Consider the following 24,597-nt stretch of genomic DNA (forward strand, 5'->3'; position numbering starts at 1 on the left):
AGGCGCTCATCGGGCGGCCTCCTCGTGTGCGGGGGCGGTCGCGGCCACGGGGTGCCAGCACGCCACCCGGTGGCCCGTGTCCGGGGTCAGTGCGGGACGTGCGGTGCCGCACCGTTCGTCCGCGTGGGTGCAGCGTGCGGCGAAGGTGCAGGCGTCCGGCTGGGCGGCCAGGCTCGGGACCAGGCCCGGGATCTCCGGCAGCCGGCGCTTGCCTTCCTGGCCGGGCCGGAGCACGGCGCTGAGCAGGCCGCGGGTGTACGGGTGCCGGGGCGCGGTGAACAGCTCGTCCGCCGGCGCCTGTTCGACGGCCCGGCCCGCGTACATCACGAGCACCCGGTCCGCGGCGTCGGCGACCACGCCCAGGTCGTGGGTGATCAGGACGATGGCGGTGCCGAGGCGTTCGCGCAGCGACTGGAGGACTTCGAGGATGCCGGCCTGGACGGTGACGTCCAGCGCGGTGGTCGGCTCGTCGGCGATGAGGACGGCCGGGTCGCAGGCCACCGCGATGGCGATCATCACGCGCTGCCGCATGCCGCCGCTGAGCTGGTGCGGGTACTCCGCCACCCGCCGCTCCGGCGCGGGGATGCCGACCAGCGCGAGCAGCTCGACGGCCCGCTCCTTGGCCTCCTTGCGGCTCAGGCCCTGGTGGCGGCGGAGCACCTCGCCGATCTGCCGGCCGATGGTGAGGACCGGGTTCAGCGAGGTCATCGGCTCCTGGAAGATCATGGCGAGGTCCTTGCCGCGGACCGCCGAGAGCTCCTTCTCCGTGGCGCCGGCCAGCTCCCGGCCGCCGAGCCGTACGGATCCGGTGACGGTCGCGGTGGGCGGCAGCAGGCCCATGACGGCCATGGAGGTCACGGACTTGCCGCAGCCGGACTCGCCGACGATCGCGAGCACCTCGCCGGCCGCCACCTCGTACGAGAGGGAGTCGACGGCGTGCACGGTACGGGTGTCGGAACGGAAGGAGACGGACAGGTCGCGGACGCTCAGTACGGGCGTGCCGGGAACCGCGGACGCCGGCTCGGCGTTCTTCGGGTGTGCGGTCTTCGGGTGTGCGGTGCTCATCGGGTGGCTCCACGGGGGTCGAGGACGTCCCGCAGGCCGTCGCCGAGCAGGTTGAAGGCCAGCGTCGCGGCGACGATGGCGAGGCCGGGGAAGACCGCCATCCAGGGCGCGGGGCCGAGGAAGGGCTGGGCCCCGGAGAGCATCACGCCGAGCGAGGGTGCCGGGGGCTGGACGCCGAGGCCGAGGAAGCTCAGCAGCGCCTCGCCGATGATCGCGGAGGGGATGCCGACGGTGGCTTGGACGATCAGTGCGGAGGTGGCGTTGGGGAGGATGTGCCGGAAGAGGGCGGTGGCGTCGCCGCCCCCGTTGACCAGCGCGGCGCCCACGTAGTCCAGGTGTTTCAAGCGCAGCGTCTCGGCGCGGGCGATGCGGATCACCGCCGGTACCTGCGAGATGCCGATGGCGATGGTGGCGTTGAGCAGGGACGGGCCGAGGACCGCCGCGAGGCCGACCGCGAGGACGAGGAAGGGGAAGGCGAGCAGGGTGTCGGTGAGCCGGGAGACGGCGGAGTCGGCGTACTTCCCGTAGAAGCCGGCGGCCAGCCCCAGCGGTACGCCGACGAGGAAGGCCAGCACGACGGCGAGCAGCCCCACCTGCATGGATGCGCGGGCGCCGTGGATCACTCGGGAGAGCTGGTCGCGGCCGAGGTCGTCGGTGCCGAGCCAGTGTGCCCAGGAGGGCGGCGCGAGGGCGGCGCCGAAGTCGGGGCGGGCCGGGTCGTACGGGGCGATCAGTGGGGCGCAGAGCGCGACCAGTACGAAGACGGCGGCGATCACGGCTCCGGTGAGGGCGAGCCGGTTCCGGCGCAGGGCGCGCAGCCGGGTGCGCAGCGTGCCGGGGCGCGGTGCGGCGGCGGACCCGTCCGCGGCGGCCGGGGAGCCCGCGCCGGAGGCGGTGGCGATCACCGCAGTGGCGCCCGAGGTGGCGCCCGAGGGGATGTCCGAGGTGCTGTCCGAGGGAGTGGTCATCGGGCGCCTCCGAGCCGGATCCGCGGGTCGATGACCGAATAGAGCACATCGACCGCGAGGTTGACGAGGATGTAGGCGGCGGAGGTGCACAGCACCACGCCCTGGAGCATCGTGTAGTCGCGGGTGAAGACGGCGTCGATGGTGAGCTTGCCGAAGCCGGGCAGGACGAAGATCTGCTCGGTGACGACGGCGCCGGAGATCAGGTGGCCGAGCTGGAGGCCGAGGACGGTCACCACGGTCACCAGGCTGTTGCGCAGTGCGTGCCCGCCGACGACCTGGCGGCGCGAGAGGCCCTTGGCGCGCGCGGTGCGCACGTAGTCGGCGGAGAGGTTGTCGAGCATCGCGCCGCGGGTCTGCCGCATCACGACGGCCGCGAGCCCGGAGCCGAGCACGATCGCGGGCAGCACCATGCGCCGCAGGTTGTCCAGCGGATCGGTGCCGAAGGGCACGTACCCGGAGGCGGCGAAGATCGGTACGGCGATGGCGAAGGCCAGCACGAGGACGATGCCGAGCCAGAAGGTCGGTACGGAGAGGCCCAGCAGGGCGATCGCGTTGGCCAGCCACTCCGTGGCCTTCCCGCGCCGGACGGCCGCGAGCACGCCCGCGCCGATGCCGAGGACGACGGCCAGCAGGAGGGAGAGCGCGGCGAGTTCGAGCGTGACGGGGAGGGCGTCGAGGATGGAGTCCAGGACGGGGAGGCCGGTGCGGGCCGAGGTGCCGAGGTCGCCGGTGAGGGCGTGGCCGACGAACCGGCCGTACTGGACCACGATGTTGTCGTTCAGCCCGTACGCCTCGCGGATCGCGGCGAGCGCCTGGGGGCTGCGCTCCTCGCCGGCCAGCGCGAGGGCCGGGTCGCCGGGCAGCGCGCGGATGCCGGCGAAGACGACGACGCTGACGAGGAAGAGGGTGATCAGGGACTGGCGCAGCCGGGTGAGGAGGTAGCGGTTCACAGGGCGCTCCCCACATCCATGAGGTGGTTCATCGGGCGCCCCGCATCGGTGGAACGGCTCATCGGACGTACCCCGCATCCTTGACGCGTACCAGGCCGTCGCCGTAGACCCGCAGGCCCGCCACGTCCTTCCGCGCCACGACGTAGTTCTTCTGCCGGTAGAGGTAGAGCAGTGCGTGCTGGTCGCGGATGCGGTCGGTGAGCTGCCCGTAGACGCGGGCGCGTGCGGCGGGGTCCGCGGTGGTGCGGCCCTTGGCGATCAGCCGGTCGATGGCCGGTTCGGAGATGCCGTAGGTGTTCATGGCGCCGGCCGTGCCCACGAAGGAGGCGATGTTGCCGTCCGGGTCGAGCCGGCCCGACCAGCCGCTGACGTAGGCGTCGAACCGCCCGGCATCGGTCTCCTCCAGCAGGGTGGCGTACTCCATGGGCCGCAGCCGTACGTCGAAGTCGGCCTCGCGGGCCATGGCCTGGATGACCTGGCCGAGGCGGCTGTCCTCGGGCGAGGTGGAGACCTTCAGCTCGACGGGGACCGGCAGCGTGACGCCGGCTTCCTTCAACAGCTTCTTCGCGCGCGCCAGATCGCGTCCCGGGCAGTCGGCCGCACCCGGCGCGATGGCCGACTCCGGCGAGACGGGGCCGCAGGCCGGCTCGTACATGTCCTGGAAGACGACCTTGTTGATGACCTTGCGGTCCAGGGCGAGTTCGAAGGCCTCGCGGACTCGCGGCTCGCGGGCGAAGACGGTGTCGAGCTTCCCGGGCTTCTGCCCCGTGCCGTGCACGTTGCCGGTGTTGAAGCCGAGGCCCTGGTAGCCGAGCGAGGGCGAGGTGAAGAGCTGGAGCTGCTTCTCGGTGAGCGAGCTCTGCACCTCCACGGGGCCCATCTGGTCGCCGGCCTGGATGTCACCGGAACGGAGGTTGGCGAGCCGGACGCCGCCGTCGGTGATGGTCTTGTAGACGACCTTGTCCAGGTGGACCTTGTCCGCGTCGTAGTACCGGGGGTCCTTCGCCAGCACGATGCGGTCGCCCGCGACGCGTTCGACGTACTTGAACGGGCCGACGCACGACGGGTGGTTGGTGAAGTTCTTGCCGTACTTCTTCAGTGCCGTGGGGGACATGACCATGCCGGCGCGGTCCGCGAGCACGCCGGTGAGCGGAACGTAGGGCTCCTTGAGGCGGATGCGGACGGTGTAGGCGCCGGTGGCCTCGGCCTTGACCAGCGGGCCGAGTTCGGTGGCGCGCGCCGAGCCGGGGAGGGTGCGGTGGCGTTCGAGGGAGCGGGCGACGGCGGCCGCGTCGAGGTGCGTGCCGTCGCTGAAGGTCAGGTCGTGGCGGACCGTGATGGTCACCGTCCGGCCGCCGTCGGAGGTCTTCGGCAGCGCCGCCGCCAGCTGCGGCACGACCTTGCCGGTGCGGTCGGTGTCGTACAGCTTCTCGCACATGCCGGCGAAGACGGTGCGGCCGACGAGGGTCTGGGCGAGGGACGGGTCGAGCTTGTCGGGGTCGGATTTGAGGGCGACGGTGAGCGTGCCGCCGTCCCGTACGGGGCGCGGGTCCGTCATCCGGTCCCCGCCCACCTCGGTGGCGGCCGAGGTCAGCGACCCGCATCCCGTAGCCCCGGCCAGCAGGCCGGCCACCCCCAGAAAAGCCGCTGTTCGGCGCACGTGGCCCTACCTCCCGCATGAGTGGTGCAGACGGCGAACGCTCACCTGGTGAGGAGTGCGCACACGAACGGTCGGCACGCATGACGATGTCGACACCCGCGAAGATGCCGACACGCATGACGATGCGGTCGCGAACGATCACCAAGAGCGAATGCAGCAGACCGTATTTCGCATACAGATGACCGGCAAGAGGTTGTCCCGGATCTTGACCAGTTTCTGGTTACATCTAAATAACCGGAGCGGACAACCCGGCCAAGTCCCCCTTCGGCGCCCTCTCCGCACTGCGTACGCTGGCCGCATGAGCAGCACGGTCGACTCCCCCGACGACGCGGCCCGGCGGCCCCTGATCGCCCTCCTCAGCGGCGCCGGGATCTCCACCGACTCCGGCATCCCCGACTACCGCGGGCCGAACGGGGTGTGGCGGCGCGACCCGGAAGCCGAGAAGCTCGTCACGTACGACCACTACATGACCGACCCCGAGATCCGGCGCCGGTCCTGGCTGATGCGGCGCGACGGCCCGGCGCTCAAGGCCCGGCCGAACGCCGCGCACGAAGCCGTCGCGCGCCTGGCGCGCTCCGGCGCCCCCGTCCGCGTCATCACCCAGAACGTCGACGGCCTCCACCAGCTCGCCGGAATGCCCGACCGCAAGGTCCTGGAGTTGCACGGCACCGCGCGCACCGCGCTCTGCACCCAGTGCGACGCGCGGACCCCGATGACCGACGCGCTGGCCCGGGTGACCGCCGGCGAGCCGGACCCGAAGTGCCTCGACTGCGGCGGAATCATGAAGTCGGCGACCGTGATGTTCGGCGAGCACCTGGACCCGGAGGTGCTGGGCGCGGCGGTCACGGTCGCGAAGAGCTGCGACGTCTTCGTGGCGGTCGGCACGAGCCTGTCCGTACAGCCCGCCGCCTCGCTCGCGGGCCTGGCCGCCGAGCACGGCGCCCGCCTGATCATCGTCAACGCCGAACCGACCCCGTACGACGCGCTCGCCGACGAGATCGTCCGCGACCCGATCGGCGAAGCGCTCCCCCGGCTGCTGGCCGATTTGCACCCTTGAGGCGGTGGCTTGCCCCTTTCGGGGGGAATGGCGGCCTCGACGATACGGTTGTCCGGGCGGCGGGCCGGACGGACGGCCTGCGAAAACGTGGAGGGTGAGCGCCGTGCAGAGCAGGCATCACGGTGAGTACAAGGTGCCCGGCGGCAAGCTGGTCGTCGTCGATCTCGACGTCACGGACGGCGCGCTGCGCCACGTCCGCGTCGCCGGTGACTTCTTCCTGGAGCCGGACGAGGCCCTGCTCGACATCAACGCGGCCCTGGAGGGCGCACCCGCCGACACCGGCGCCCGGGGCCTGGCCGACCGCATCGAGGCGGCGCTGCCCGCCGGCGTCGCGCTGATCGGCTTCACCGCCGAGGCGGTCGGCATCGCGGTGCGCCGGGCCGTCGCCCGGGCCACCGACTGGACCGACCACGACTGGCAGATCATCCACGAGCCGCCGCAGGAGCCCGCGCTGCACATGGCGCTGGACGAGGTGCTGACCACCGAGGTCGCCGAGGGCCGTCGGCCGCCGACGCTCCGCGTCTGGGAGTGGGACCGCCCCGCCGTGATCATCGGCAGCTTCCAGTCGCTGCGCAACGAGGTCGACGCGGCAGGCGCCGAGAAGCACGGCATCACGGTCGTCCGCCGGATCAGCGGCGGCGGTGCCATGTTCGTCGAACCGGGCAACACCATCACCTACTCGCTCTGCGTCCCCGAGTCGCTCGTCCACGGGCTGACCTTCGCGGAGAGCTACGCGTATCTCGACGACTGGGTGCTCGCGGCCCTCGGTGACATGGGCATCAACGCCTGGTACAAGCCGCTCAACGACATCGCGACGGATGCCGGGAAGATCGCCGGCGCGGCGCAGAAGCGGATCGTCGCGGGCTCCGGGGCCGTGCTGCACCACGTGACCATGTCCTACGACATCGACGCGGACAAGATGGTCGAGGTGCTCCGCATCGGTAAGGAGAAGCTCTCCGACAAGGGCACCACCAGCGCCAAGAAGCGGGTGGACCCGTTGCGTCGCCAGACGGGCCTGCCCCGTGCCCAGGTCATCGACCGCATGATCACCTCTTTCCGCACCCGCTACGGCGGCACGGACGCCACGGTGACGGACGAGGAGTTCGCCCGCGCCCGCGAGCTGGCCACCACCAAGTTCAGCTCGGCGGAGTGGACGACGCGAGTGCCATGAGCAACACCCGCGGAGGCCGACGAACCTCGCGCACACCTTCACCGGTTCTACTGGATCGATGAAGCGGACGACCGCGATGGTCGACCATCGATCACGTCCCTGACCTCGCTTCGTTGCGTCAACGCGCGTGCGAGTACGGCTCACCAGATCCTCGGCCAGTGCCTCACCGAACCGACGAGGACCGGCAGGCGCGGCGTTCAGGTCGGTGCGGGGGTCCGCCGGCCCGATGATGTTCAACCGGTGTCCGGCTTTCCGTCAGTGAAGCCCGCGTTCGGAAACGCGCACTCGCCCACCAGGTGTTCGCCGGTGTCCAGCAGTTCGCGGTGTCGCCGGATACTCGGCCGGCGCATCGATCACCGGAACGCGTCGTCCGGGCCGCCAGCGGCAACGCCTCGGCAGTGGTGTGCGCCAGCACGGCACCGTGCCGCAGCGGCGAGAGCCCTGCCCACCACGTTCACTTGCGGAAGGACGGCCGGCGCCTCGTACGCGTCCATCAGCTCCGGCCACCGGACCACCTCGCTGGCGAGACCGGCAGCGTCACCACCCGCTGACGGTGCGTCCGATTCGCGCCCCTGGCCTTCCAGGGCGACCTGGAGACGGCCGGATCGACGTCTGCTCAGGGGTCCGCTCCCTGCACGGGACGCACGGCGAGCGCTGGGCCAAGGCCTACGCCCTCTACGTGCTCTCCTTCGCGGCCTGGGCCGCGGGCCGCCGTGCTACAGGGCGCGGTCTGGCGCATCTGGCGCAAGGCCGGACTGCCCCTGTCGGTTCCGTCCATTTCAACGCCCCGCACGACAGCGCCGTCGCCCTCGCCCGTGCGGCCCTGGGCGACGTGGACTATGCGGCGGCCTTCAAGTACGGCGTCGGTCTCACACTGGGTGAGAGCGTCACCTCCGCCTTGGGCGAGGTGCACGAGCTGTTCTGAGCGCGTCTCCAGAAGTTCTGCGCGCCATGAGAGCCGGTACGGCTGGATGCGGGGGGCACATGGCCGTTGCCGGGCGTTGGATCGAGGTGTCAGCATCGTCCGCCCGCCCGGCGAGCTTGTGGTCAGCGTGCGCCCGCCCACGGTGTTCGCCGATGCGTCCGTCAACGAGTGCGAACGGTTGCGCGACCTGCTGCGGGGACGATGGGGATCGGCGATGCGGGCGACGGTACTGCTGTCGCTGCAGGCCCTGTCGTCGTCGCAGATCGCCGTGCTGGTGAAGTGCGACCCGGCCACAGTGCGGCGCTGGATCGGGCGCTTCTGGTGACCCGATCGGGGAATTCACCGCTGTGCTGAAGAACCACGCACGGATTCGCAAGACCGAGCCGAAGAATAACGAAACAAACGCGGTCTTGAATGGCCGCCGAATCGTCGCGAAGAGGCATCGGGCCACGGTCGGTGGCGAACGCGACCGGTATAGGGGCGCGAGGGAGCCGGGAGGTGCCGACCCCGGCCAGGGGGAGCGGCAGACGATATGCCGCTCGCTCGCCGCTGCGGGCGGAAGTCCGTCGCCGCGGGCGAGCGTGAATAACGCAACGAGCCGGGGCCGCACGCAGGTGCGTGCCCCAGCTCGTCGTGCGCGTCAGCGTCAGGCGGGAACGATGTTCTCCGCCTGCGGGCCCTTCTGGCCCTGCGTGACGTCGAAGCTTACCTTCTGGCCTTCGAGCAGCTCACGGAAGCCGGCGGCGTTGATGTTCGAGTAGTGGGCGAACACGTCAGCGCCGCCACCGTCCTGCTCGATGAAGCCGAAGCCCTTTTCCGCGTTGAACCACTTCACGGTGCCAGTAGTCAAAATACATCTCCTTCGGGGTGCTACCCGGAACCCGCACTGTACAGGGACCGGAGTTACCGCAATGATCGCCATTCCGGGAATACCGAAATACACAAGACTCCCCCAGAAACCCGGGAGAAACACTTGAAGCTTTGCGAACCACCACTGCAACTGACGTAACCGTAGCACGGCCACTTCAGGAGAGGCCACACTTCCAAGGAGCGCATTCGCCGGGCCGAAAATTCTCACCACGCATACTCCATATATCTGCAACGGCGAGTCCAGGTATTTCCCTCCAGGGGCTGTCAGAATTCCCCGGCAGGCTGCTGTCGCGCCCTGTCCACCGCCCGGACCCCGCCGCCCCCTTGAGGGCAGCTTCGCCCGCTTGAGCACGCTTCTTCTCGGCCCCCTGAAAACAGGGGCCACCCCCGGCCCGTCACACAAGGGGCTGCGCGCCTCAGGCATCGACTGCGAGCCCGAGGGCACCGCCGAATCGCGCAGTTGCCCGCTGAGGGGCTGGGCTCTTCGAGCTGTTCTTCGAGGATGCAGCGGGCAGCAGGCGTAGGTGTAGCCGGACCGCGGGAATCATGCCTCCGGTGAGAGCGGTTCTCACCAGCGAGGCGGCCGCCGAGATCCGCCGGTACGCGGTCGAGCGGCCCTACAGCTTCGCCGGAGCGGAGCGGCAGTCGGCATCGAAGCGCCAAGGTGCTACCGGGCGAGAACCGCACTGACGGTCTTGCCACCGGACGGCCGGCGGAGGACCGAGGCGGTGCGGACGCGGCGACCGACCATGGGCCGGCCGAAGCCTCCGGTGCCGCCGTTCAGGTCGGAGGTGCCCATGTGTGGCGCCTGCGGGCTGCGGTCGTGCGCGGCCATCTCGGCGCTGTCCGGGTGAGCGGTCAGGCCCAGGGTGCAGGGCATCGGTGACGAGCCCCGGGACGACCAGGGCCACGGCTTCGGCGGTCTCGGCCGCGATCGGACGTACGAGCCCTTCGAGGAAGGACCGGGCGCCCTCGCGTGCGACAGCTGCGGACGCCGCGGACCCTCGCGGCGCCGCCGCTCGAGGCCGATTACCTCCTCACCGCGCGTCCGAAAATCTATGCTGGCCGAGGTAGACATTCGATCTCTGTCTGGCTAGGGTTTCTCTCGTAACCGAGGAAGTCAGCAGGATCTGGCAGAGACGGACTGCCAGGTAGCAGTACCCGCAGTTGCAGTTGGCAGGACGGTGCGGTGGCGGAGTTCCGAAGCCAGGTTCGTTGCAGGACGGCGACGGGACCGGCAACCGGACCGGGTGGCCCGCAGCGGTCAGGGGCCGCCGTGAGCGGTACCGCAGTATCCGTAAGTGCAGTTCGCGGTACCAGCTACGCAGTTGTTCACCGAGGGAAGAACGGAGGAGCAGACGCCATCAGGATCGCCCGGGCGGAAGCCTTGAGTCCGGGTACCGCAGGACATCGTTAGTGAGGTGGTCTTCGGTCAAGCAACCGCGATCCCCGCACCCCCGACAGCATTCCCGTCGGGTCAGCGGAAACAGGACGCCGGCGCAGTACCAGGGCCGGCAGATGGTGTAGCAGTTCCTTCGGGGCCCTGGTGCCACATGGCACCAGGGCCCCTCAAGCATTTCGCCGAAACCGCCGCACCACATCCCCGCATACGGTAGGCAACTGACCCGCGATCCGTGGCGATGCGCCGGTACCGTGCCCTTGCACAGACTTCTTAATATGAGCGCATGATCGCTGAAGGATCCCAGCCGCCGACACACGGACGGGAGCACCGGCGCCGCTCCGTCACCACGCCCGACACCTACCGTGCATCGGCGGCTGATTCGCCTGCCGGCACAACCGGCAGGCGGACTGCCGGGCGGACAGCCACCGGCCTGGAAGGCGGGGTGGAGCGCGCGGCGGCTGTGCTGAAGCCGAGGATGCGCGGCTGGCTGCACGCCGGAATGTTCCCCCTCTCGCTGGCCGGCGGCGTCGTCCTGATAGCCCTTTCCCGCTCGGCGGCGGCAGTGGCGGCCTGCTCGGCGTACGCGCTGTCGGCCTGCCTGCTGTTCGGCACCAGCGCGCTGTACCACCGCCGCAACTGGGGCCCGCGTGGAGAGGCGGTCCTGCGGCGGCTGGACCACGCGAACATCTTCCTGATCATCGCCGGCACGTACACGCCCCTGGCGGTACTGCTGCTGCCCGCGCGCCCGCAGGTGGTCCTGCTTTCCCTGGTATGGGCCGGGGCCGCGGCCGGCGTCGCCTTCCGTGTCTGGTGGATCAGGGCACCGCGCTGGCTCTACACCCTGTGCTACATCGTCCTGGGCTGGGCAGCAGTCTTCTACCTGCCGGAATTCACGCGCACCGGCGGCGCCGCGGTCGTCGTCCTTCTCATCGTCGGCGGCCTGCTCTACACCGCGGGCGCCGTTGTCTACGGAGTCAAGCGTCCTGACCCTTGGCCGCGCTGGTTCGGTTTCCACGAGGTCTTCCACACTTTCACCATCGCCGCCTTCATCGCGCACTACACGGCCATCCTCCTGGCAGCCACATGACCAGGGGCCCCGCTCCACAGAAGGCCACGGCCGGCGAAGTCCGATGAGCGGCGTCCGGACGCCCAGCGCATCAGCGCCGCATACCGCCGCGCCGCCGGACCGACAGCCACGGCCTGACACAGCTGGGGCCTGCAGTTTTCCGGCAGCCAGCCGCAAGCACTCAGGGCATCACGCCTCGCCCTTGGGCCATCGACGCAGGGAACGCGCGAACGCACCCGGAAGAACGACCGTCCCTCACCGCTGGAGGAAGACGTTGGCTGTTGGCTCGCCGGGAGTCGCCGCGGACAGTCGCGCTCACCGCGGCGGATTCGCCGGAGCCTGCCCCCTCGGCCGACCGCTGGGAGGAGACAGGCTCGATGCGTGACCACGATGGGCAACGGGGGACGTTGCGCTCCCGTCACCGCCTCGCGGTCAGACTGGGGTCTGTGGCTGCGGACCGGTGGTCCGGGTGCGCAGTTCCTCGTTGATGCGTTGGGCTTCTTCGAGCTGGTCTTCGAGGATGATGATGCGGCAGGCGGCGTCGATCTGGGTGCCGGCGTCGACGAGTTCGCGGGCGCGGGCGGCGATGCGCAGCTGGTAGCGGGAGTAGCGGCGGTGGCCGCCTTCGGAGCGCAGCGGTGTGATCAGACGGTGTTCGCCGAGGGTGCGGAGGAAGGCGGGGGTGGTGCCGAGCATTTCGGCGGCCCGGCCCATGGTGTAGGCGGGGTAATCGTCGTCGTCGAACTTGTCGACGGGGTGGGTACTGCGAGGGGGCATAGACCTCTTCTTTCGGGGACGCGTCGAGGGGCTCGGGTGCCGTGTGGCACCCGAGCCCCGAGCTTTCAACACCATCTACCGGCCGACTTCACGCCGGCCTTCGTTTTCCGTGGTTCCGCCTGAGAGGGCAGAGGTACGGGGATCGCGAATGCGTGACCGGGGACCACCTTCCGTTCTGGGGCCTGCGGCACCCGAACGACTTCTCCTTCGCCCGGGCGATCCTGATGGTGTCTGCTCCTTACCTCGTTGAATCAACCAGAGAGTACTGCTGGATGGAGCGCTCCTGCTTGCGGCCCCTGAGGCCGCCCGGCCCGGCAGCCAGTGAAGGAACCCACCACTTTCGGCCCCTCCCTCCGCTGCCGTTCCCTTCTTGCTCGATCCGCTTGCGCAGCAGTTCATGTCTGCTGCGCCTTCTTTCGACTTCCTGAGTACGAGAGAAACGCTACGCCTGGCACGCATCCATGTCTACAGTCACCGTGACAGTTTTTTTCCAGAGGGCAGGCTCGACTTCCGCTGCACCTACATCCGTGAAGGTGTTCCGGTGGTCAGGATCCGATCTGTCGCCCATCCGGTCCACGCCGGCCGGTCCCACCGCCGTTCCCGTTCCACCGATGCGGCTCGCAGGGGCCTGCGAGAGGCGTGCGTCCATCAAACGGGCGGCCTCGGCCACGCGGCTTCCATGCGGCTGGGTGAGGTGACCAAGCGGCAGGGAGCGCCCGCCGGCGCCTTCCTTCAGTCGGTTCCGACACCCCGCGCCAGTGCCACCGTCGCCGCCGGTGGACCTCGCACTTCCGGGGTTCGCGCCGCCCGGTGGGTGGCATTGCCGGAGCCACCGGTACTGAACGTGAGCAGGTGGGGCCTGCCCTGAAGTCGTCCACGCCCTTGCAGGGTGGCACCCGCGGAGACGGCGTCGAGGTGGCGCAGGGCCTACAGCAGCGACTGGGGCATGGTGGCCTGACGACAACTGCGCAGAGCCGGCCGAGGAAGGGGCGATGTAGCTACGAATGCGGTAGCGCCCGGCATCCGGGGCGGGATCCGGACCCAGCAGCACCTTCACCGCCCCCATGAAGTCGTACGACCGGAGCGCCGCATGCGCACGGACGGCCATCATCAAGTTGAGCTCCAACGCTTCCCGATGACAGCAAAGTCGCTGGTGACTGTCCGCAGACACTTCCAGAATGAATACGTTGGGTGTCACCACCCGCCCCCGCCGCATGATCAAGGCATTGTCGTCGCAGACCTGCCGCAGTATCGACACCACCTCCAACGGCTCCCGCCGCGCGGCAGAACGGCGCGTCCACCAGCCGAAAACCCAGCCCTCGATGCGGCGTTCAAAGCCGCTCACGCCTCCCATTGCTCCCGGCTGCCCAACACCGGAGCGGCCATGTTCACCCATTGAGGTGGTGCCCCTGCGAGACCTCGGCCCCGCCCCGATTCTCTTCGGTCGGTGGTCCGGCCGTAGGTATCGTCGCCGGCCACACCGCCCCTCGGCTCAGCACTCCAGCACTGAGCCACCCTCATCTGTTGACTCGCGGGAAGCGCAAGAGAAAGGGCACCTGCGTGCCTGAGCTTTCGCGTCACCCGAGACGCACGACAGTGAGGGTTCGACCGGCATGTGCCGGTCGAACCCTCACTGTCGTTCTGGTGTCGGCTTGCGCCTGTCCGTAGGTCAGCCGGACAGGGGGGAACCGAGCATCGCGGAAGCGCGCTGGAAGGGGCTGAGGGTGTGCGTGGGAGCCACCGACTGGGGAAGGCCGACGCAGGTGAAGCCGAGTCGGGTCATAGCACGGACGACTTCACCGATGCTGAAATCACGGCGGTCCTGCCTGGTGATCACCCCGCCCACCTGCTTGACGGGGTAGGTACGCCGCCCGATGATCACGGACTCACCGGTGACCGGCTCGGGCATGACACCCTCCATCGATTCCAGCACGCCGCTCCTGGTCAGGTCGAAGGGGAAGCGGGCGATGACACAGCGCATGATGCCTCACAGGGGAGAAGGGGAGCGGTCCGGCCGGGCGAGATGGTTCAGCGGGAGCAGGCCAGGACGCCCGGAGCGCTGCCGTGCTCGGCGGTCACGGTAGACACCGCGAGCCGGCGACCGTGCGTCGCATGCACGGCTTCAGCCGTCGTGGTGAACGAGGAAGCACCGAGGATGTCGCGCAGGCGGACCCGGTCCGTGTACGCGCAGCCGTCGCGGACGGCGGTGAGCTGGGCCTGGATGACCAGGCCGGTGCACTGGCCGTCCGCGTCGCAGACGAGCAGATGCCCCGTACGGGCGGCGGCCATGACGGACAGGGCCACCTCGACGGTCATGTCGTCGCAGACGTGCGGTCCGGCCTCGTTCATGGCCTCGACCACCACCGAGGTGGCTTCCGTCGAGCGGTGCTGTATCTGAACCAGTGTCAAAAAGGGTCTCCTACAGAGATGGGCCAGCTTTCTGAGTACGACGGTTCTAGGCCGCCGCTCCGGTGGCGGCAGACGTCGCCGGCGCGCGCCGGGGTGCCGAAGCAGGCCGGCGTCGGCCGCGAGAGGCAGCTCTGCGCTTGGTGCGTTCGGCTACCGGTGCGGTGATGACGACCGGGACGCCGGAGGGGGCCTGGGCGCCGGTGATGCGGCTCAGCGCTGCTCCGCCGGAGTGAATTGGCGTGGTCTGCGGGGTGATACCCGCGGCCGCCATGAGGCGGCTCATGCCGCGACGCTGATTCGGGGTGACCAGTGTGACGACGCTGCCGGACTCACCGGCGCGGGCGGTGCGCCCGCCGCGGTGCAGGTAGTCCTTGTGGTCGGCCGGCGGGTCGACGTTGACGACCAGGTCGAGGTTGTCGACGTGAATGCCGCGTGCCGCGACGTTCGTGGCGACGAGCACGGTCACGTGGCCGGTCTTGAAGTGCTCCAATGTGCGCGTGCGCTGGGACTGCGACTTTCCGCCATGCAGAGCGGCGGCGCGTACCCCGCTGTTCAGCAGATGCCCGGTGAGGCGGTCGACGGCGTGCTTGGTGTCCAGGAACATGATCACCCGGCCGTCGCGGGCGGCGATCTCCGTGGTGGCCGTGTGCTTGTCAGCGCCGTGGACATGCAGTACGTGGTGCTCCATTGTCGTGACCGCACCGGCCGACGGGTCGACGGAGTGCACCACGGGGTCGGTCAGGTAGCGGCGGACCAGCAGATCGACGTTGCGGTCCAGGGTCGCGGAGAACAGCATGCGCTGGCCATCGGGGCGTACCTGGTCGAGCAGCGCGGTGACCTGCGGCATGAAGCCCATGTCGGCCATCTGGTCGGCCTCGTCCAGCACCGTGATGTTCACCTGGCTGAGCAGGCAGTCGCCCCGCTCGATCAGGTCTTTCAACCGTCCGGGGGTCGCGACGACGACCTCTGCGCCGGCGTTCAGCGCACGGGCCTGCTTACCGATCGGCATCCCGCCGACGACCGTGGCCAACCGCAGCTTCACCGAGCGGGCGTACGGGGCCAGCGCGTCCGTCACCTGCTGTGCCAGCTCACGCGTCGGTACCAGGACCAGGCCCAGCGGCCGGCGGGGCTCGGCGCGCTGTCCGGCCGTGCGGGCCAGCAGAGCCAGCCCGAAGGCGAGCGTCTTGCCCGAACCCGTACGCCCGCGGCCCAGTACGTCGCGGCCCGCAAGGGAGTTCGGGAGCGTCGCGCCCTGGATCGGGAACGGTACGGTCACGCCCTCCGAGCCGAGCGCGGCCAGCAGTTGCTCGGGCATGCCGAGATCGGCGAAGTGCTCCGCGGCCGGAAGCGCCGGCGTGATCGTCTTGGGGAGCGCGAATTCACCCTGGGGTGCGACGGGCCGGCTGCGGGGACCACCGGAACGGCGCGGAGCTGACGAGCCGAATCGGCTCCTGCCCTTACTGGATCCGGCACTGCCGTCACGAGTGCGTGCGAAGCGGTCATTCGTGCGTGTGCGGTTCATACGGAACCTTCCTCGATGCGACACATATCAAGGAATTCCCGCAGCAATGAGCAGCATGCAGAATCGCAAGAATGAGCCGAATTGAATGCGAAAAGCTGAAGCGTCCGGCAGGGACGCCGTGCGGCGCAGCCGTCGACTTGGGGACACGGAATGTCCACGGGGTTCGAGGCGCTGTCTGCGTGCAACTCTGAACGGGTACGTCTGCAACCCTGAACGAGGACCCGTGCACGGCGGGAAGGCGAACCTCGATGAGGCATCCCGCCGGTGAACTTGACGCGGGAGAAGCTTGCAGCTGGGGCCCGCACCCCGAAAGATGCGGGCCCCAGCTGCAAAGTCGCGTTCAGCGTCAGGCGGGAACGATGTTCTCGGCCATCGGGCCCTTCTGGCCCTGTGCGATGTCGAAGCTCACCTTCTGGCCTTCGAGCAGCTCACGGAAACCCTGGGCGGCGATGTTCGAGTAGTGGGCGAACACGTCAGCGCCGCCACCCTCCTGCTCGATGAAGCCGAAGCCCTTTTCCGCATTGAACCACTTCACAGTACCAGCAGCCATGTCATCTCTCCTTTGGGGCAGTGCACCGGGGTCCGCGCTGCGCGGACCCCATGTCGCCGCGATGATTACCCCGACCGGAAAAGACCGGAATACAAAAGCCCTTCCAGCGGCACAGAATCCGACCAGAGGGGCTTGAAGTTTGGGAACCACAACTGCAACCGAGACCGACAGTAGCACGCCGCAACGGCCTGCGTACGTCGAATAATTCCATCCCGTCCATTGGTATAAAAACCCTCTCCGCGCGGCCCGCCAAACTCTCATCCCGCGGGCACAGATATTGATTCTCCGAAGCGCAATGTTTCGGGAAGAGCGGCGAGCACGTTCAGCGCGGATACTCACCTCGGTCCGCAAGCCTTCGACGCCCTGACCAGGACTCTGCTACTGGGTGGGGCGAGTACGGGCACTGCATGAGTCGGTCCAGGCGGCAGGGCGTGGGATCCGAGCGGGCGGAGCTCCCAGGCACAACCGGGCGACGGACGAGGCTGTCGCTGTCGACGGCAGCGAGGGAACACCGCACTCGCCCCTGATCACCACACCGCTCGTCCACGGGCTGACCTTCGCCGAGAGCTACGCCTACCTCGACGACTGGGTCCTCGCGGCCCTCGGCGACATGGGCATCAACGCCTGGTACAAGCCGCTCAACGACATCGCGACGGACGCCGGGAAGATCGCCGGCGCGGCCCAGAAGCGCATCGTCGCCGGCTCCGGCGCCGTACTGCACCACGTGACGATGTCCTACGACATCGACGCGGGCAAAATGGTCGAGGTACTCCGCATCGGCAAGGAAAAGCTCTCCGACAAGGGCACCACCAGCGCCAAGAAGCGCGTCGACCCACTACGACGCCGGACCGGCCTCCCCCGCGCCCAGGTCATCGACCGCATGATCACCTCCTTCCGCACCCGCTACGGCGGCACGGACGCCACGGTGACGGCCCAGGAGTTCACCCGCGCCCGCGAGCTGGCCACCACCAAGTTCAGCTCGGCGGAGTGGACGACGCGAGTGCCGTAGAACGGCTTCCCACACCCCGCACAACTCCCTCTTGAGCACGGTCCCCGTCGGCGAGCGCGGCCGCCAGGACGGGACCGATCTGGGCCAACGCCGGGGAGCGCATCATCCGGAGGTGGGTGGTGGCGATCTCGTGGGTCGTGATGCGGCCGCCGATGTACGGGCGCCAGAGCTCGGCCAGTGCCTTGGGTCCGGCGGTGCACAGCAGCAGATCGCCGCCGAACCGGCCGGGAGTGAAGCGGTCACGCAGCCGGCCGCTGTGCTCGACGGTGGCGGTGATCCGGGCGATGGTCTCCTCCGGCAGGCTGACGTTGCCGATCTCCTCAGCGAGTGCCTCGTCGAACGCGTCGTCGGCGAGGTCCTCCGCCCGCGTGCCCTCGGTCTCCTCGGCCACCGGCGTCACGTCCAGAATGGCCAGCAGCGCCACCTGCTCCCCTTCCCGCTCGAGTTGGGCTGCCATCGCCTGGGCCACCAAACCGCCGAACGACCAGCCGAGCAGCCGGTACGGTCCGCTCGGTTGCACCGTACGGATGCGGCCCAGATAGTCCGCCGCCAACTGCTCGATGGTCTGCGGCAGGTCGGTGTCGCCGCTCAAGCCCGGTGCCTGCAGTCCGTACAGCGGCGTCTCCGGGTCGAGGTGGTGCAGCAGAGCGGCGTAGGACCAGCTCATCCCGCTGGACGGATGCATGCAGAACAGCGGTGGCCGGCTGCCGTGCCCGCGCAGCTCGAGCAGTACGTCGAGCGCCCCGCCCCCCGTGCTCCGCCCCGCGATCAGCCGCGCGAGCGCGGCCGGTGTCGGTGCCTCGAACACGGCGCTGACTCCCAGTTCCACTCCCAGCGCGGCCCGCACCCGGCGCACCAGCCTCGTCGCCACCAGCGAGTGCCCGCCGAGGTCGAAGAACCCGTCGTCCGGACCGACGTCGTCGATGCCGAGCGCGTCTGCGAACAGCGTGCACAACACGGCCTCCACCGGCGAGCGGGGGCGACTGTCCGACGCGTCGAACGCCGGGGCGGGAAGCGCCCGCCGGTCGACCTTGCCGGTGGGCGACAACGGGAACTCGGCGGAGACCATGACCACCGCCGGCACCATGTGGGCGGGCAGGTAGCGGGAGGTGAACGCCCGTGCGACGGCGCCCAGTTGAGACGGGTTCACCGCACCGGCCGTCCTGGCCGGCGTGACATGCCCGACCAGGCAGGGCTCGCCCCGGCCGTTCGCACCGGCGACGACCACCGCATCCGCCACACCGGGGCACCGGGCCAGCACCGACTCGACCTCGCCCAGCTCGATCCGGAACCCCCGGATCTTCACCTGGTCGTCCAGCCGCCCCGAGTACTCCAGGCCCCAGCGTCCCCAGCGCACGAGGTCGCCGGTCCGGTACAGCCGCTCACCGGCCCCGCCGAAGGGATCCGGCACGAACCGGTCGGCCGTCAGCCCTCCACGGCCCCAGTAGCCCCACCCCACGCCCACGCCGCCCACGTACAGCTCGCCCACCACACCGGGTGGTACCAGGTTCATCCCCTCGTCCAGGACGTAGCATCGGACGCCGGGCAGCGGCTGGCCGATCAGGCCGGTCGTGGCCGTCCGGTCCCGGTCGAGGGCGGCGTGGGTGCTGAGCACGGTGGTCTCGGTGATGCCGTACATGTTCACCAGCTCGGGCTTGCCCGGGTCGTGCCGCTCGTACCACTCCTTCAGTTTCGCCAGGTCGAGCGCCTCGCCGCCGAAGATCACATAGCGCAGGGCCAACTGGCCCGAGGTGGCCGGGTCCTCGGCATCGGACCGCATCAACTCGTAGAACACCGACGGGGTCTGGTTGAGGACGGTGACCCGCTGGTCGGCCAGCAGCCGCAGGAAGTCCGGCGCGGACCGGGCGGTGTCGACCGGAACCACCACCAGCGTGCCGCCGTGGAGGAGCGCGCCCCACAGCTCCCAGACCGAGAAGTCGAACGCGTAGGAGTGGAGCAGCGTCCAGACATCGTCCTCGCGGAAGTCGAACAGGTCGCAGGTGGCGGCGAACAACGCCAAGACGTTGGCGTGCGCGACGACGACTCCCTTCGGCCGTCCCGTCGACCCGGAGGTGTAGATCATGTAGGCGGCGTCGCCGGGATCCCGCACGACCGGCGGAGCGACGTCCCGGGTGTCCGCCAGCCGGGCCGCCACGGCCGGATCGTCCAGCAGGAGCACGGCGTCCCCGGCCGGGAGCACCTCCGAGGTGCCGACGACCACGACCGGGTCCGCGTCCTGCATCATCCACGCGACCCGTTCCTCGGGATAGCTCGGGTCCAGCGGCAGATAGGCCGCGCCGGTCTTCAACACGGCGAGCAGCGCCACCGGCAGGTCCAAGGACCTCGGCAGGCACACCCCGACGAACGCGCCGGGGCGGGCGCCGGACCCGGCCAGCAGGTGGGCCAGCCGGTTCGCCCGGCTGTCGAGCTCCCGATAGGACAGTGACAGTTCGCCGCACACCACCGCGACAGCGTCCGGGCGTCGGCGCGCCTGCTCCTCGAACAGGTCGATCAGGTTGGCATTCGTCATCGAAGACACTCCCTTTTCCTCGGCGCCGGATGAGCAGACGCACTGAGCCGGACCCAGGTGGCCTGCGCCCGGCCGAACTCGGTGCCGTCAGGACCGAACAGCGCGCTGGTCACGCGCGCGGTCCGTCCGACGGTCGCGATGTGCTGGGCCACGACGATCGTGGGCTCGCCGGGCGGTGGGACCAGGTGGACGCGCGCGGACATCCTGCCGAGCACGTAAGGAGAGCCGCTCTGGTCGAGGGCCCAGCCGCCGGGGCAGTCCAGCACGGCCCACACGGTGTCGAGGTCCGGGCCGCCAGGGGTCCAGGTGCACGCGACGACACCCGGAAAACCGTCCACACTCCCAGGAGTCAGATGCAGTGCAGCCGGGTCGGTCCTGGCGGTGCCGCACACCACGCACTGCGGGAACGGGTGCGCCGTCTCCCCCGCGAAGGAGGCGCTGGCTCGTTCCGCGGCGGCGACGGTGACGAACGGCGCCACCGCCGGCTGGTCGTGCACCGCGGCGGAGACCGTCGCGACGAGCTCGTCCTCGTGCCAGACGAGCGCTCGCCCGCGGTGTGGGTGGACGGTCAGCTCGGTGTCGAGCGGCGGGGCCGCGTGCAACTGGACCACCGCGGTCGTCCCGACCACGTCGACGGCGGCCCTGGCGAACATCCCGCACGCGTATCCACCGTTCGCGCTGCCGGATGGGCCGTTGTGGGTCCCAGGGATCCGGCAGGTCCGCGCCTCAGTCATCCGAGGCCATTCCGTCGGCGAACTGCGTCAGCAGCGCGGCCGGGGCGTCGAGGAACGTGTGGTGCACGCCCGGCAGCACCACCCGGTGGACCCTCTTGGAGTACTGGTCCCACCCGGCCATGCGCTCGGGAGCGACCTCGTGGTCGGCCGACCAGCCGATCGTGGTGATCGCGGTGTCCAGCAGCACCGGCTCGGCCGGCCTGTAGGCCTTGTTGGCCTCGACGTCCGCTCTCAGCACCTCGGTGACGACGTCCAGGACGCTGTCGTCGAGCTCGCTGTCACTCAGCGCGATCAGTTCCGCGCGGAGTTGTTCGTCGGTCATCGTCAAGTAGCTGCCGTAGGGACCTTCGTGCGGCGCGACCTGGGAGGAGCAGAACAACCGCCGTGGCATCGGCAACCCCTCGCGGTGCAGCACGGCGGCGATCTCGAACGCGATCAGCGCGGAACTGCAGTGCCCGAACAGTCCGAAGGGACGGTCCATGGCGGGCAGCAGCGCCTCGACCAAGTCCTCCGCGAGCTGTTCATAGGTCCCGAAGTGCGGTTCCCGCAGCCGGCTCTCCCGGCCCGGCAACTGCACCGGGCAGAGACCGGTATCGCCCGCGGCGTCCGGCCACCGGCCGAACATGGAGGCACCCGCGCCCGAGTAGGGCAGGCAGAAGATCCGCGACGGAGTCTCCTGCAGCGGCCGGGGCAGCCACCTGCGCTGGGGAACAGCCGATCCGTTCGTCATGGCCGTACTCCTCGTGCCGTCACCGGCAGACTGGTATGTCCCGCAATGAAGTTCGACCGCAGCCGCACGGGTTCGCCGACGACCTCGATGTCGGCGAAGCCGGTCAGCAGCTCGTGGAACAGGGCACGCAGCGCGACCCTGGCGACGGTGTGCCCGACGCAGTAGTGCGGGCCGACGCCGAAGGCGAGATGCTTGTTGGGGCGCCTGCGGATGTCGAACGTGTCGGACCGCGAGAACACGGCCTCGTCCCGGTTGGCCGAACCCAGCCACGCGACGACCGCGTCGCCCGCGCGCACCCTGACGTCACGGATCTGCACGTCCCGTCTGGCGTAGCGCATGAAGTGCTGCGCGGGTGAAGACCAGCGCAACGCTTCCTCCACCCCGCTCACCAGCAGGTCCGGATGGGCCGCCCAGTCGGCCAGCGCGTCGGTCCCGGCGAGCTCGAGCAATGCGGCGCTCGGCGGCTGGGCGGTGGTCACGTTGGCGCCGAGCAGCAGGCTGTAGCAGTTGGACACGATCTCACTCGGCGTGAGCCTCGCCCCGTCGATACGCATACCCAGCAGCACGCCGATCAGGTCGTCGCCGGGGGCGGCGTGCCGCTCCGCGACCACGTCCTGGAAGTAGGCGAACAGCTCGCGGTGCGCTCTGACGAGTGTCCTCCCCGGGCCGCCCGGGCCGACGTAGGCCGGGTCGTCCGGAGCGATGGACGCGGCCGTCAGCCGGGTCAGCTCGGGCCAGTCCGACCGGGGCAGCCGCATCCACGAACCGATGACCGCCATCGGCATGGCCGCCATGGCCGCGGCGAAGTCGAACACGCCGCCGTCCTTCATGGGGGCCAGCAGTTCGCGGATCAGGGACCGGATACGCGGCAGGTCGCGCTCCACCTCCTTGACCGACAGGGCGCGCTGCAACGGTTCCCGCAGCCTCGCGTGCCGCGGCGGGTCGGTGACCGCCATCTGCCTGCCGCCGGCCGGGTCGCCCTTGCCGAGGAGGGTGAGCAGCGATCCCTGCTCGGAGGTGAACGTGCCGTGATCGCGCAGCACGTGTTGTACGTCGTCGTACCGGGTCACGGACCAGAACCCGTCGTCGCCGACCGGATGCCAGCTGACCGGCGCCTCCCGTCGCAGGGTGCGCCAGACGGCGTGGATGTCCGCGGTGGCGAACGTGCCCGACTCGAACAGGTCGATCTCCGGGGTGGCGTGCATCGGGCACCGGCCCGCCTCTACGGCAACGGTCATCGCTGCGCTCCGCTCCGCATGGCGGTTTCCAGCTGCTCGCCGAGCTCGCTGAGGGTCGGCTGCAGGTAGAGGACGCGCGCCGGAATCGTGACACCGAATTCCGCCCGCACCGCGCCGAGCAGTTCCGTGGCGTTCAGCGAATGGCCGCCGAGGTCGAAGAAGTCGTCGTCGGCGCCGATCGGCTCCACACCGAGCACGCCTTCCCACAGCCCGGCCAGCCGGTGCTCGACGTCGGTCCGCGGCGCGACGAACTCGTTCGGCACGTTGCGTGCTGTCAGGTCGGGCACCGGAAGTGCCTCACGGTCGGTCTTCCCGTTGCTGGTCAGCGGCAAGGTGTCCCGTACCAGGACGGCCCACGGGATCAACGGCGCCGGCAGGGTCGCGCGCAACTGTTCGCGTAGGCGCTCGCCCCAGTGCGGCGGTGGCACGTCCTCCGGTACGACGTAGGCCACCAGTCGTTTCGCGCCGTCGGCGGCGGTCCGCACCACGACGGCGGTTCGGCTGACCCCCGGCAGGCGGTGCAACGCGGTTTCGACCGCGCCCGGCTCGACCCGGTGACCGAGGATCTTGACCTGGTCGTCGACCCGGCCGACGAACTCGCAGGCGCCGTCGGGCCGCAGCCGGACGATGTCGCCGGTGCGGTACATCCTCGCCCCTGGCTCACTCGAGAACGGGTCGGGGAGGAACCGGTCGGCCGTGGCGCCCGGCTGACCGAGATATCCGCGGGCAAGCCCGGCTCCCGACACGTACAGCTCGCCGCAGGCGCCTGCCTCGACCGGCTGCAGTTCGGCGTCCAGCACCGCGATCCGAGTGCCGTTGACGGGCGTGCCGATCGGGATCGTGTCGAGGCCGTCCCCGGCAGCGGCGCTGGTCGTCCAGGTCGTGGTGAAGGTCGTGTTCTCGGTCGGACCGTATCCGTTGGTGAACGTGATGCCGGGATGCGCCGCGAGCAGCCGCCCGACCGGACCCGGCTGGATCACGTCGCCGCCCGCGACGAGGTGACGCACGCCGGCGAACGCACCGATGTCGTGCGCGACCATCTCGTGGAACAGGCCGGCCGTCAGCCACAGCACCGTCACGCCGTGCTCACGTACGGTCTCCGCCACTCCCTCCAAGGTCAACCGGCCGGACGGCGCCATCACGAGGTGGCAGCCGTGGGCCAACGGTGCCCAGATCTCGAAGGTGGAGGCGTCGAACGCCAGTGGAGCCGCCTGGAGGAACACGTCGTCGCGGCGTACGTCCATCCAGTTCATGTCCGTGATCAGCCGGAGGACCGCGCGGTGCGGGACCATCACGCCCTTCGGCCGCCCGGTCGAGCCGGACGTGAAGCTGACGTAGGCGAGGTCGTCCCCGGTGGTGCTCACCGCGGCGCCGGAGGACCGGCTGACGGCCGACGGCGAGAGCGTGGTGAACCGGCCGGGAACGCCCTCGCGCAGCGGGTCGTCCGCCACGACGAACTCCACGCCGGCGTCCGTCAGCAGGTCGTTGCGCCGCTGTGGCGGGTCGTCGGGGTCGACCCCGACGTAGGCGGCACCGGCACGCAGGATCGCCAGCAGCGCCGTGATCATGTCGGTGGACCGTCGCATCAGGACACCGACGACATCGCCCCGCCGGACGCCGGCCGTCGTCAGGACGTCCGACAGCCCGTCTGCCCGGCGAACGAGCTGTTCGTAGGTCAGCGTCTCGCCGTCGCACGTGACCGCGGGAGCCGAAGGATTCCGAAGGGCCTGCCGGACGACGCGTTCGTACAGCATCGCTAATTCCCTTCCATGCGCCTGCGGACACTCAGCGGCCTCATGTCGGTCCACACGACGTCGATGTGGTCCAGGCATTCCTGCCGGGGTCCGCGGAATCCCTCGGCGACCCAGCCTGCCGGAATTTCCCGGTCGGCCAGCAGAATCGAGTACTGTTCCTCACCGTTGAGCACGACGATGTAATCGACCTTTTCGTCGATGTCCACCATG

22 protein-coding genes and 2 pseudogenes are annotated in these 24,597 nt (G+C 69.8%); 6 read left to right on the plus strand and 18 right to left on the minus strand.

Annotation, left to right across the window (positions count from 1 at the left end; translation table 11 throughout):
- Window positions 1-6: 6 nt before the first annotated feature.
- Genes IF20_RS27265 through IF20_RS27280 form a run of 4 tightly spaced genes read right to left on the minus strand, consistent with a single transcriptional unit; the run spans window position 7 to window position 4,643 of the window.
- A complete protein-coding gene (locus tag IF20_RS27265; RefSeq protein WP_110944595.1) occupies window positions 7-1,065 on the minus strand; it encodes an ABC transporter ATP-binding protein in 1,059 nt (352 codons plus the stop codon).
- A complete protein-coding gene (locus IF20_RS27270) occupies window positions 1,062-2,033 on the minus strand; it encodes an ABC transporter permease (protein ID WP_110944596.1) in 972 nt (323 codons plus the stop codon). The genes IF20_RS27265 and IF20_RS27270 overlap by 4 nt, the downstream gene beginning before the upstream one ends.
- On the minus strand, window positions 2,030-2,983 hold the full coding sequence (locus IF20_RS27275; protein ID WP_052868001.1) for an ABC transporter permease: 954 nt from the start codon (window positions 2,981-2,983) through the stop codon (window positions 2,030-2,032). Before IF20_RS27275 ends, IF20_RS27270 begins: the two co-directional genes overlap by 4 nt.
- Before the next feature lie 58 nt (window positions 2,984-3,041).
- Window positions 3,042-4,643 carry an ABC transporter substrate-binding protein gene (locus IF20_RS27280; protein WP_052868002.1) on the minus strand — a complete coding sequence of 534 codons (1,602 nt, stop codon included), beginning with the start codon at window positions 4,641-4,643 and terminating at the stop codon, window positions 3,042-3,044.
- 298 nt (window positions 4,644-4,941) lie between these two features.
- Between IF20_RS27280 and IF20_RS27285 the strand changes: the two genes are divergently transcribed.
- From IF20_RS27285 to IF20_RS27300, 4 genes and pseudogenes are all read left to right on the plus strand, one after another.
- Window positions 4,942-5,700 carry an SIR2 family NAD-dependent protein deacylase gene (locus IF20_RS27285; RefSeq protein WP_052868003.1) on the plus strand — a complete coding sequence of 253 codons (759 nt, stop codon included), beginning with the start codon at window positions 4,942-4,944 and terminating at the stop codon, window positions 5,698-5,700.
- Between the two features lie 103 nt (window positions 5,701-5,803).
- On the plus strand, window positions 5,804-6,871 hold the full coding sequence (locus IF20_RS27290; RefSeq protein WP_052868004.1) for a lipoate--protein ligase family protein: 1,068 nt from the start codon (window positions 5,804-5,806) through the stop codon (window positions 6,869-6,871).
- Window positions 6,872-7,424: 553 nt separating this feature from the next.
- A complete protein-coding gene (locus tag IF20_RS27295) occupies window positions 7,425-7,796 on the plus strand; it encodes a hypothetical protein (protein ID WP_199896760.1) in 372 nt (123 codons plus the stop codon).
- 127 nt (window positions 7,797-7,923) lie between these two features.
- Window positions 7,924-8,115, plus strand: a pseudogene (locus tag IF20_RS27300) (IS630 family transposase); the annotation flags it as partial.
- 327 nt (window positions 8,116-8,442) lie between these two features.
- Here IF20_RS27300 and IF20_RS27305 read toward each other — a convergent pair.
- Window positions 8,443-8,646 (minus strand): cold-shock protein, encoded by a 204-nt coding sequence (locus tag IF20_RS27305; RefSeq protein WP_052868007.1) that lies wholly within the window; start codon window positions 8,644-8,646, stop codon window positions 8,443-8,445.
- Between the two features lie 687 nt (window positions 8,647-9,333).
- The gene (locus IF20_RS40940; protein WP_407702560.1) at window positions 9,334-9,546 is read right to left on the minus strand and encodes a hypothetical protein; all 213 of its coding nucleotides are present in this window, start codon (window positions 9,544-9,546) and stop codon (window positions 9,334-9,336) included.
- A gap of 805 nt (window positions 9,547-10,351) precedes the next feature.
- On the opposite strand from IF20_RS40940, the gene trhA reads away from it, so the two are divergent.
- Window positions 10,352-11,155 carry a PAQR family membrane homeostasis protein TrhA gene (gene trhA / locus IF20_RS27315; protein WP_234426840.1) on the plus strand — a complete coding sequence of 268 codons (804 nt, stop codon included), beginning with the start codon at window positions 10,352-10,354 and terminating at the stop codon, window positions 11,153-11,155.
- 411 nt (window positions 11,156-11,566) lie between these two features.
- On the opposite strand, the gene IF20_RS27320 is transcribed toward trhA, so the two are convergent.
- From IF20_RS27320 to IF20_RS27340, 6 genes are all read right to left on the minus strand, one after another.
- Window positions 11,567-11,911: a MerR family transcriptional regulator gene (locus IF20_RS27320; protein WP_052868008.1), complete on the minus strand. Its 345-nt coding sequence runs from the start codon at window positions 11,909-11,911 to the stop codon at window positions 11,567-11,569.
- Between the two features lie 442 nt (window positions 11,912-12,353).
- Complete coding sequence (locus IF20_RS40945) at window positions 12,354-13,307, minus strand: FhaA domain-containing protein (protein ID WP_110944597.1); 954 nt, start codon at window positions 13,305-13,307, stop codon at window positions 12,354-12,356.
- A gap of 273 nt (window positions 13,308-13,580) precedes the next feature.
- A complete protein-coding gene (locus IF20_RS27325; RefSeq protein WP_052868009.1) occupies window positions 13,581-13,892 on the minus strand; it encodes an SCO5918 family protein in 312 nt (103 codons plus the stop codon).
- 47 nt (window positions 13,893-13,939) lie between these two features.
- Window positions 13,940-14,320, minus strand: coding sequence for a CBS domain-containing protein (locus IF20_RS27330; RefSeq protein WP_052868010.1), 381 nt, complete (start codon window positions 14,318-14,320; stop codon window positions 13,940-13,942).
- A gap of 46 nt (window positions 14,321-14,366) precedes the next feature.
- The gene (locus IF20_RS27335; RefSeq protein WP_052868011.1) at window positions 14,367-15,842 is read right to left on the minus strand and encodes a DEAD/DEAH box helicase; all 1,476 of its coding nucleotides are present in this window, start codon (window positions 15,840-15,842) and stop codon (window positions 14,367-14,369) included.
- A gap of 346 nt (window positions 15,843-16,188) precedes the next feature.
- Window positions 16,189-16,392, minus strand: a complete 204-nt coding sequence (locus IF20_RS27340) for a cold-shock protein (protein WP_052868012.1) — start codon at window positions 16,390-16,392, stop codon at window positions 16,189-16,191.
- A 538-nt stretch (window positions 16,393-16,930) separates the two neighbouring features.
- On the opposite strand from IF20_RS27340, the pseudogene IF20_RS27345 reads away from it, so the two are divergent.
- Window positions 16,931-17,401: pseudogene (locus IF20_RS27345) on the plus strand (lipoate--protein ligase family protein); the annotation flags it as partial.
- Here the strand turns inward: IF20_RS27345 and IF20_RS27350 are convergent.
- From IF20_RS27350 to IF20_RS27375, 6 genes are all read right to left on the minus strand, one after another.
- Window positions 17,367-19,931, minus strand: a complete 2,565-nt coding sequence (locus IF20_RS27350; RefSeq protein WP_052868013.1) for an amino acid adenylation domain-containing protein — start codon at window positions 19,929-19,931, stop codon at window positions 17,367-17,369. The pseudogene IF20_RS27345 and the gene IF20_RS27350 overlap by 35 nt on opposite strands.
- On the minus strand, window positions 19,928-20,584 hold the full coding sequence (locus tag IF20_RS27355; protein WP_052868014.1) for a hypothetical protein: 657 nt from the start codon (window positions 20,582-20,584) through the stop codon (window positions 19,928-19,930). The genes IF20_RS27350 and IF20_RS27355 overlap by 4 nt, the downstream gene beginning before the upstream one ends.
- A gap of 73 nt (window positions 20,585-20,657) precedes the next feature.
- On the minus strand, window positions 20,658-21,395 hold the full coding sequence (locus tag IF20_RS27360; RefSeq protein WP_052868015.1) for a thioesterase II family protein: 738 nt from the start codon (window positions 21,393-21,395) through the stop codon (window positions 20,658-20,660).
- Window positions 21,392-22,633: a cytochrome P450 gene (locus tag IF20_RS27365; protein ID WP_052868016.1), complete on the minus strand. Its 1,242-nt coding sequence runs from the start codon at window positions 22,631-22,633 to the stop codon at window positions 21,392-21,394. Before IF20_RS27365 ends, IF20_RS27360 begins: the two co-directional genes overlap by 4 nt.
- On the minus strand, window positions 22,630-24,441 hold the full coding sequence (locus IF20_RS27370) for a non-ribosomal peptide synthetase (protein ID WP_234426841.1): 1,812 nt from the start codon (window positions 24,439-24,441) through the stop codon (window positions 22,630-22,632). The genes IF20_RS27365 and IF20_RS27370 overlap by 4 nt, the downstream gene beginning before the upstream one ends.
- Entirely contained in the window at window positions 24,390-24,596 is a 207-nt protein-coding gene (locus tag IF20_RS27375) for an MbtH family protein (protein WP_052868018.1), read from the minus strand. Before IF20_RS27375 ends, IF20_RS27370 begins: the two co-directional genes overlap by 52 nt.
- Window position 24,597: the final 1 nt, after the last annotated feature.

The sequence above is a fragment of the Streptomyces niger genome, assembly GCF_000718305.1.
Lineage (GTDB): Bacteria > Actinomycetota > Actinomycetes > Streptomycetales > Streptomycetaceae > Streptomyces > Streptomyces niger.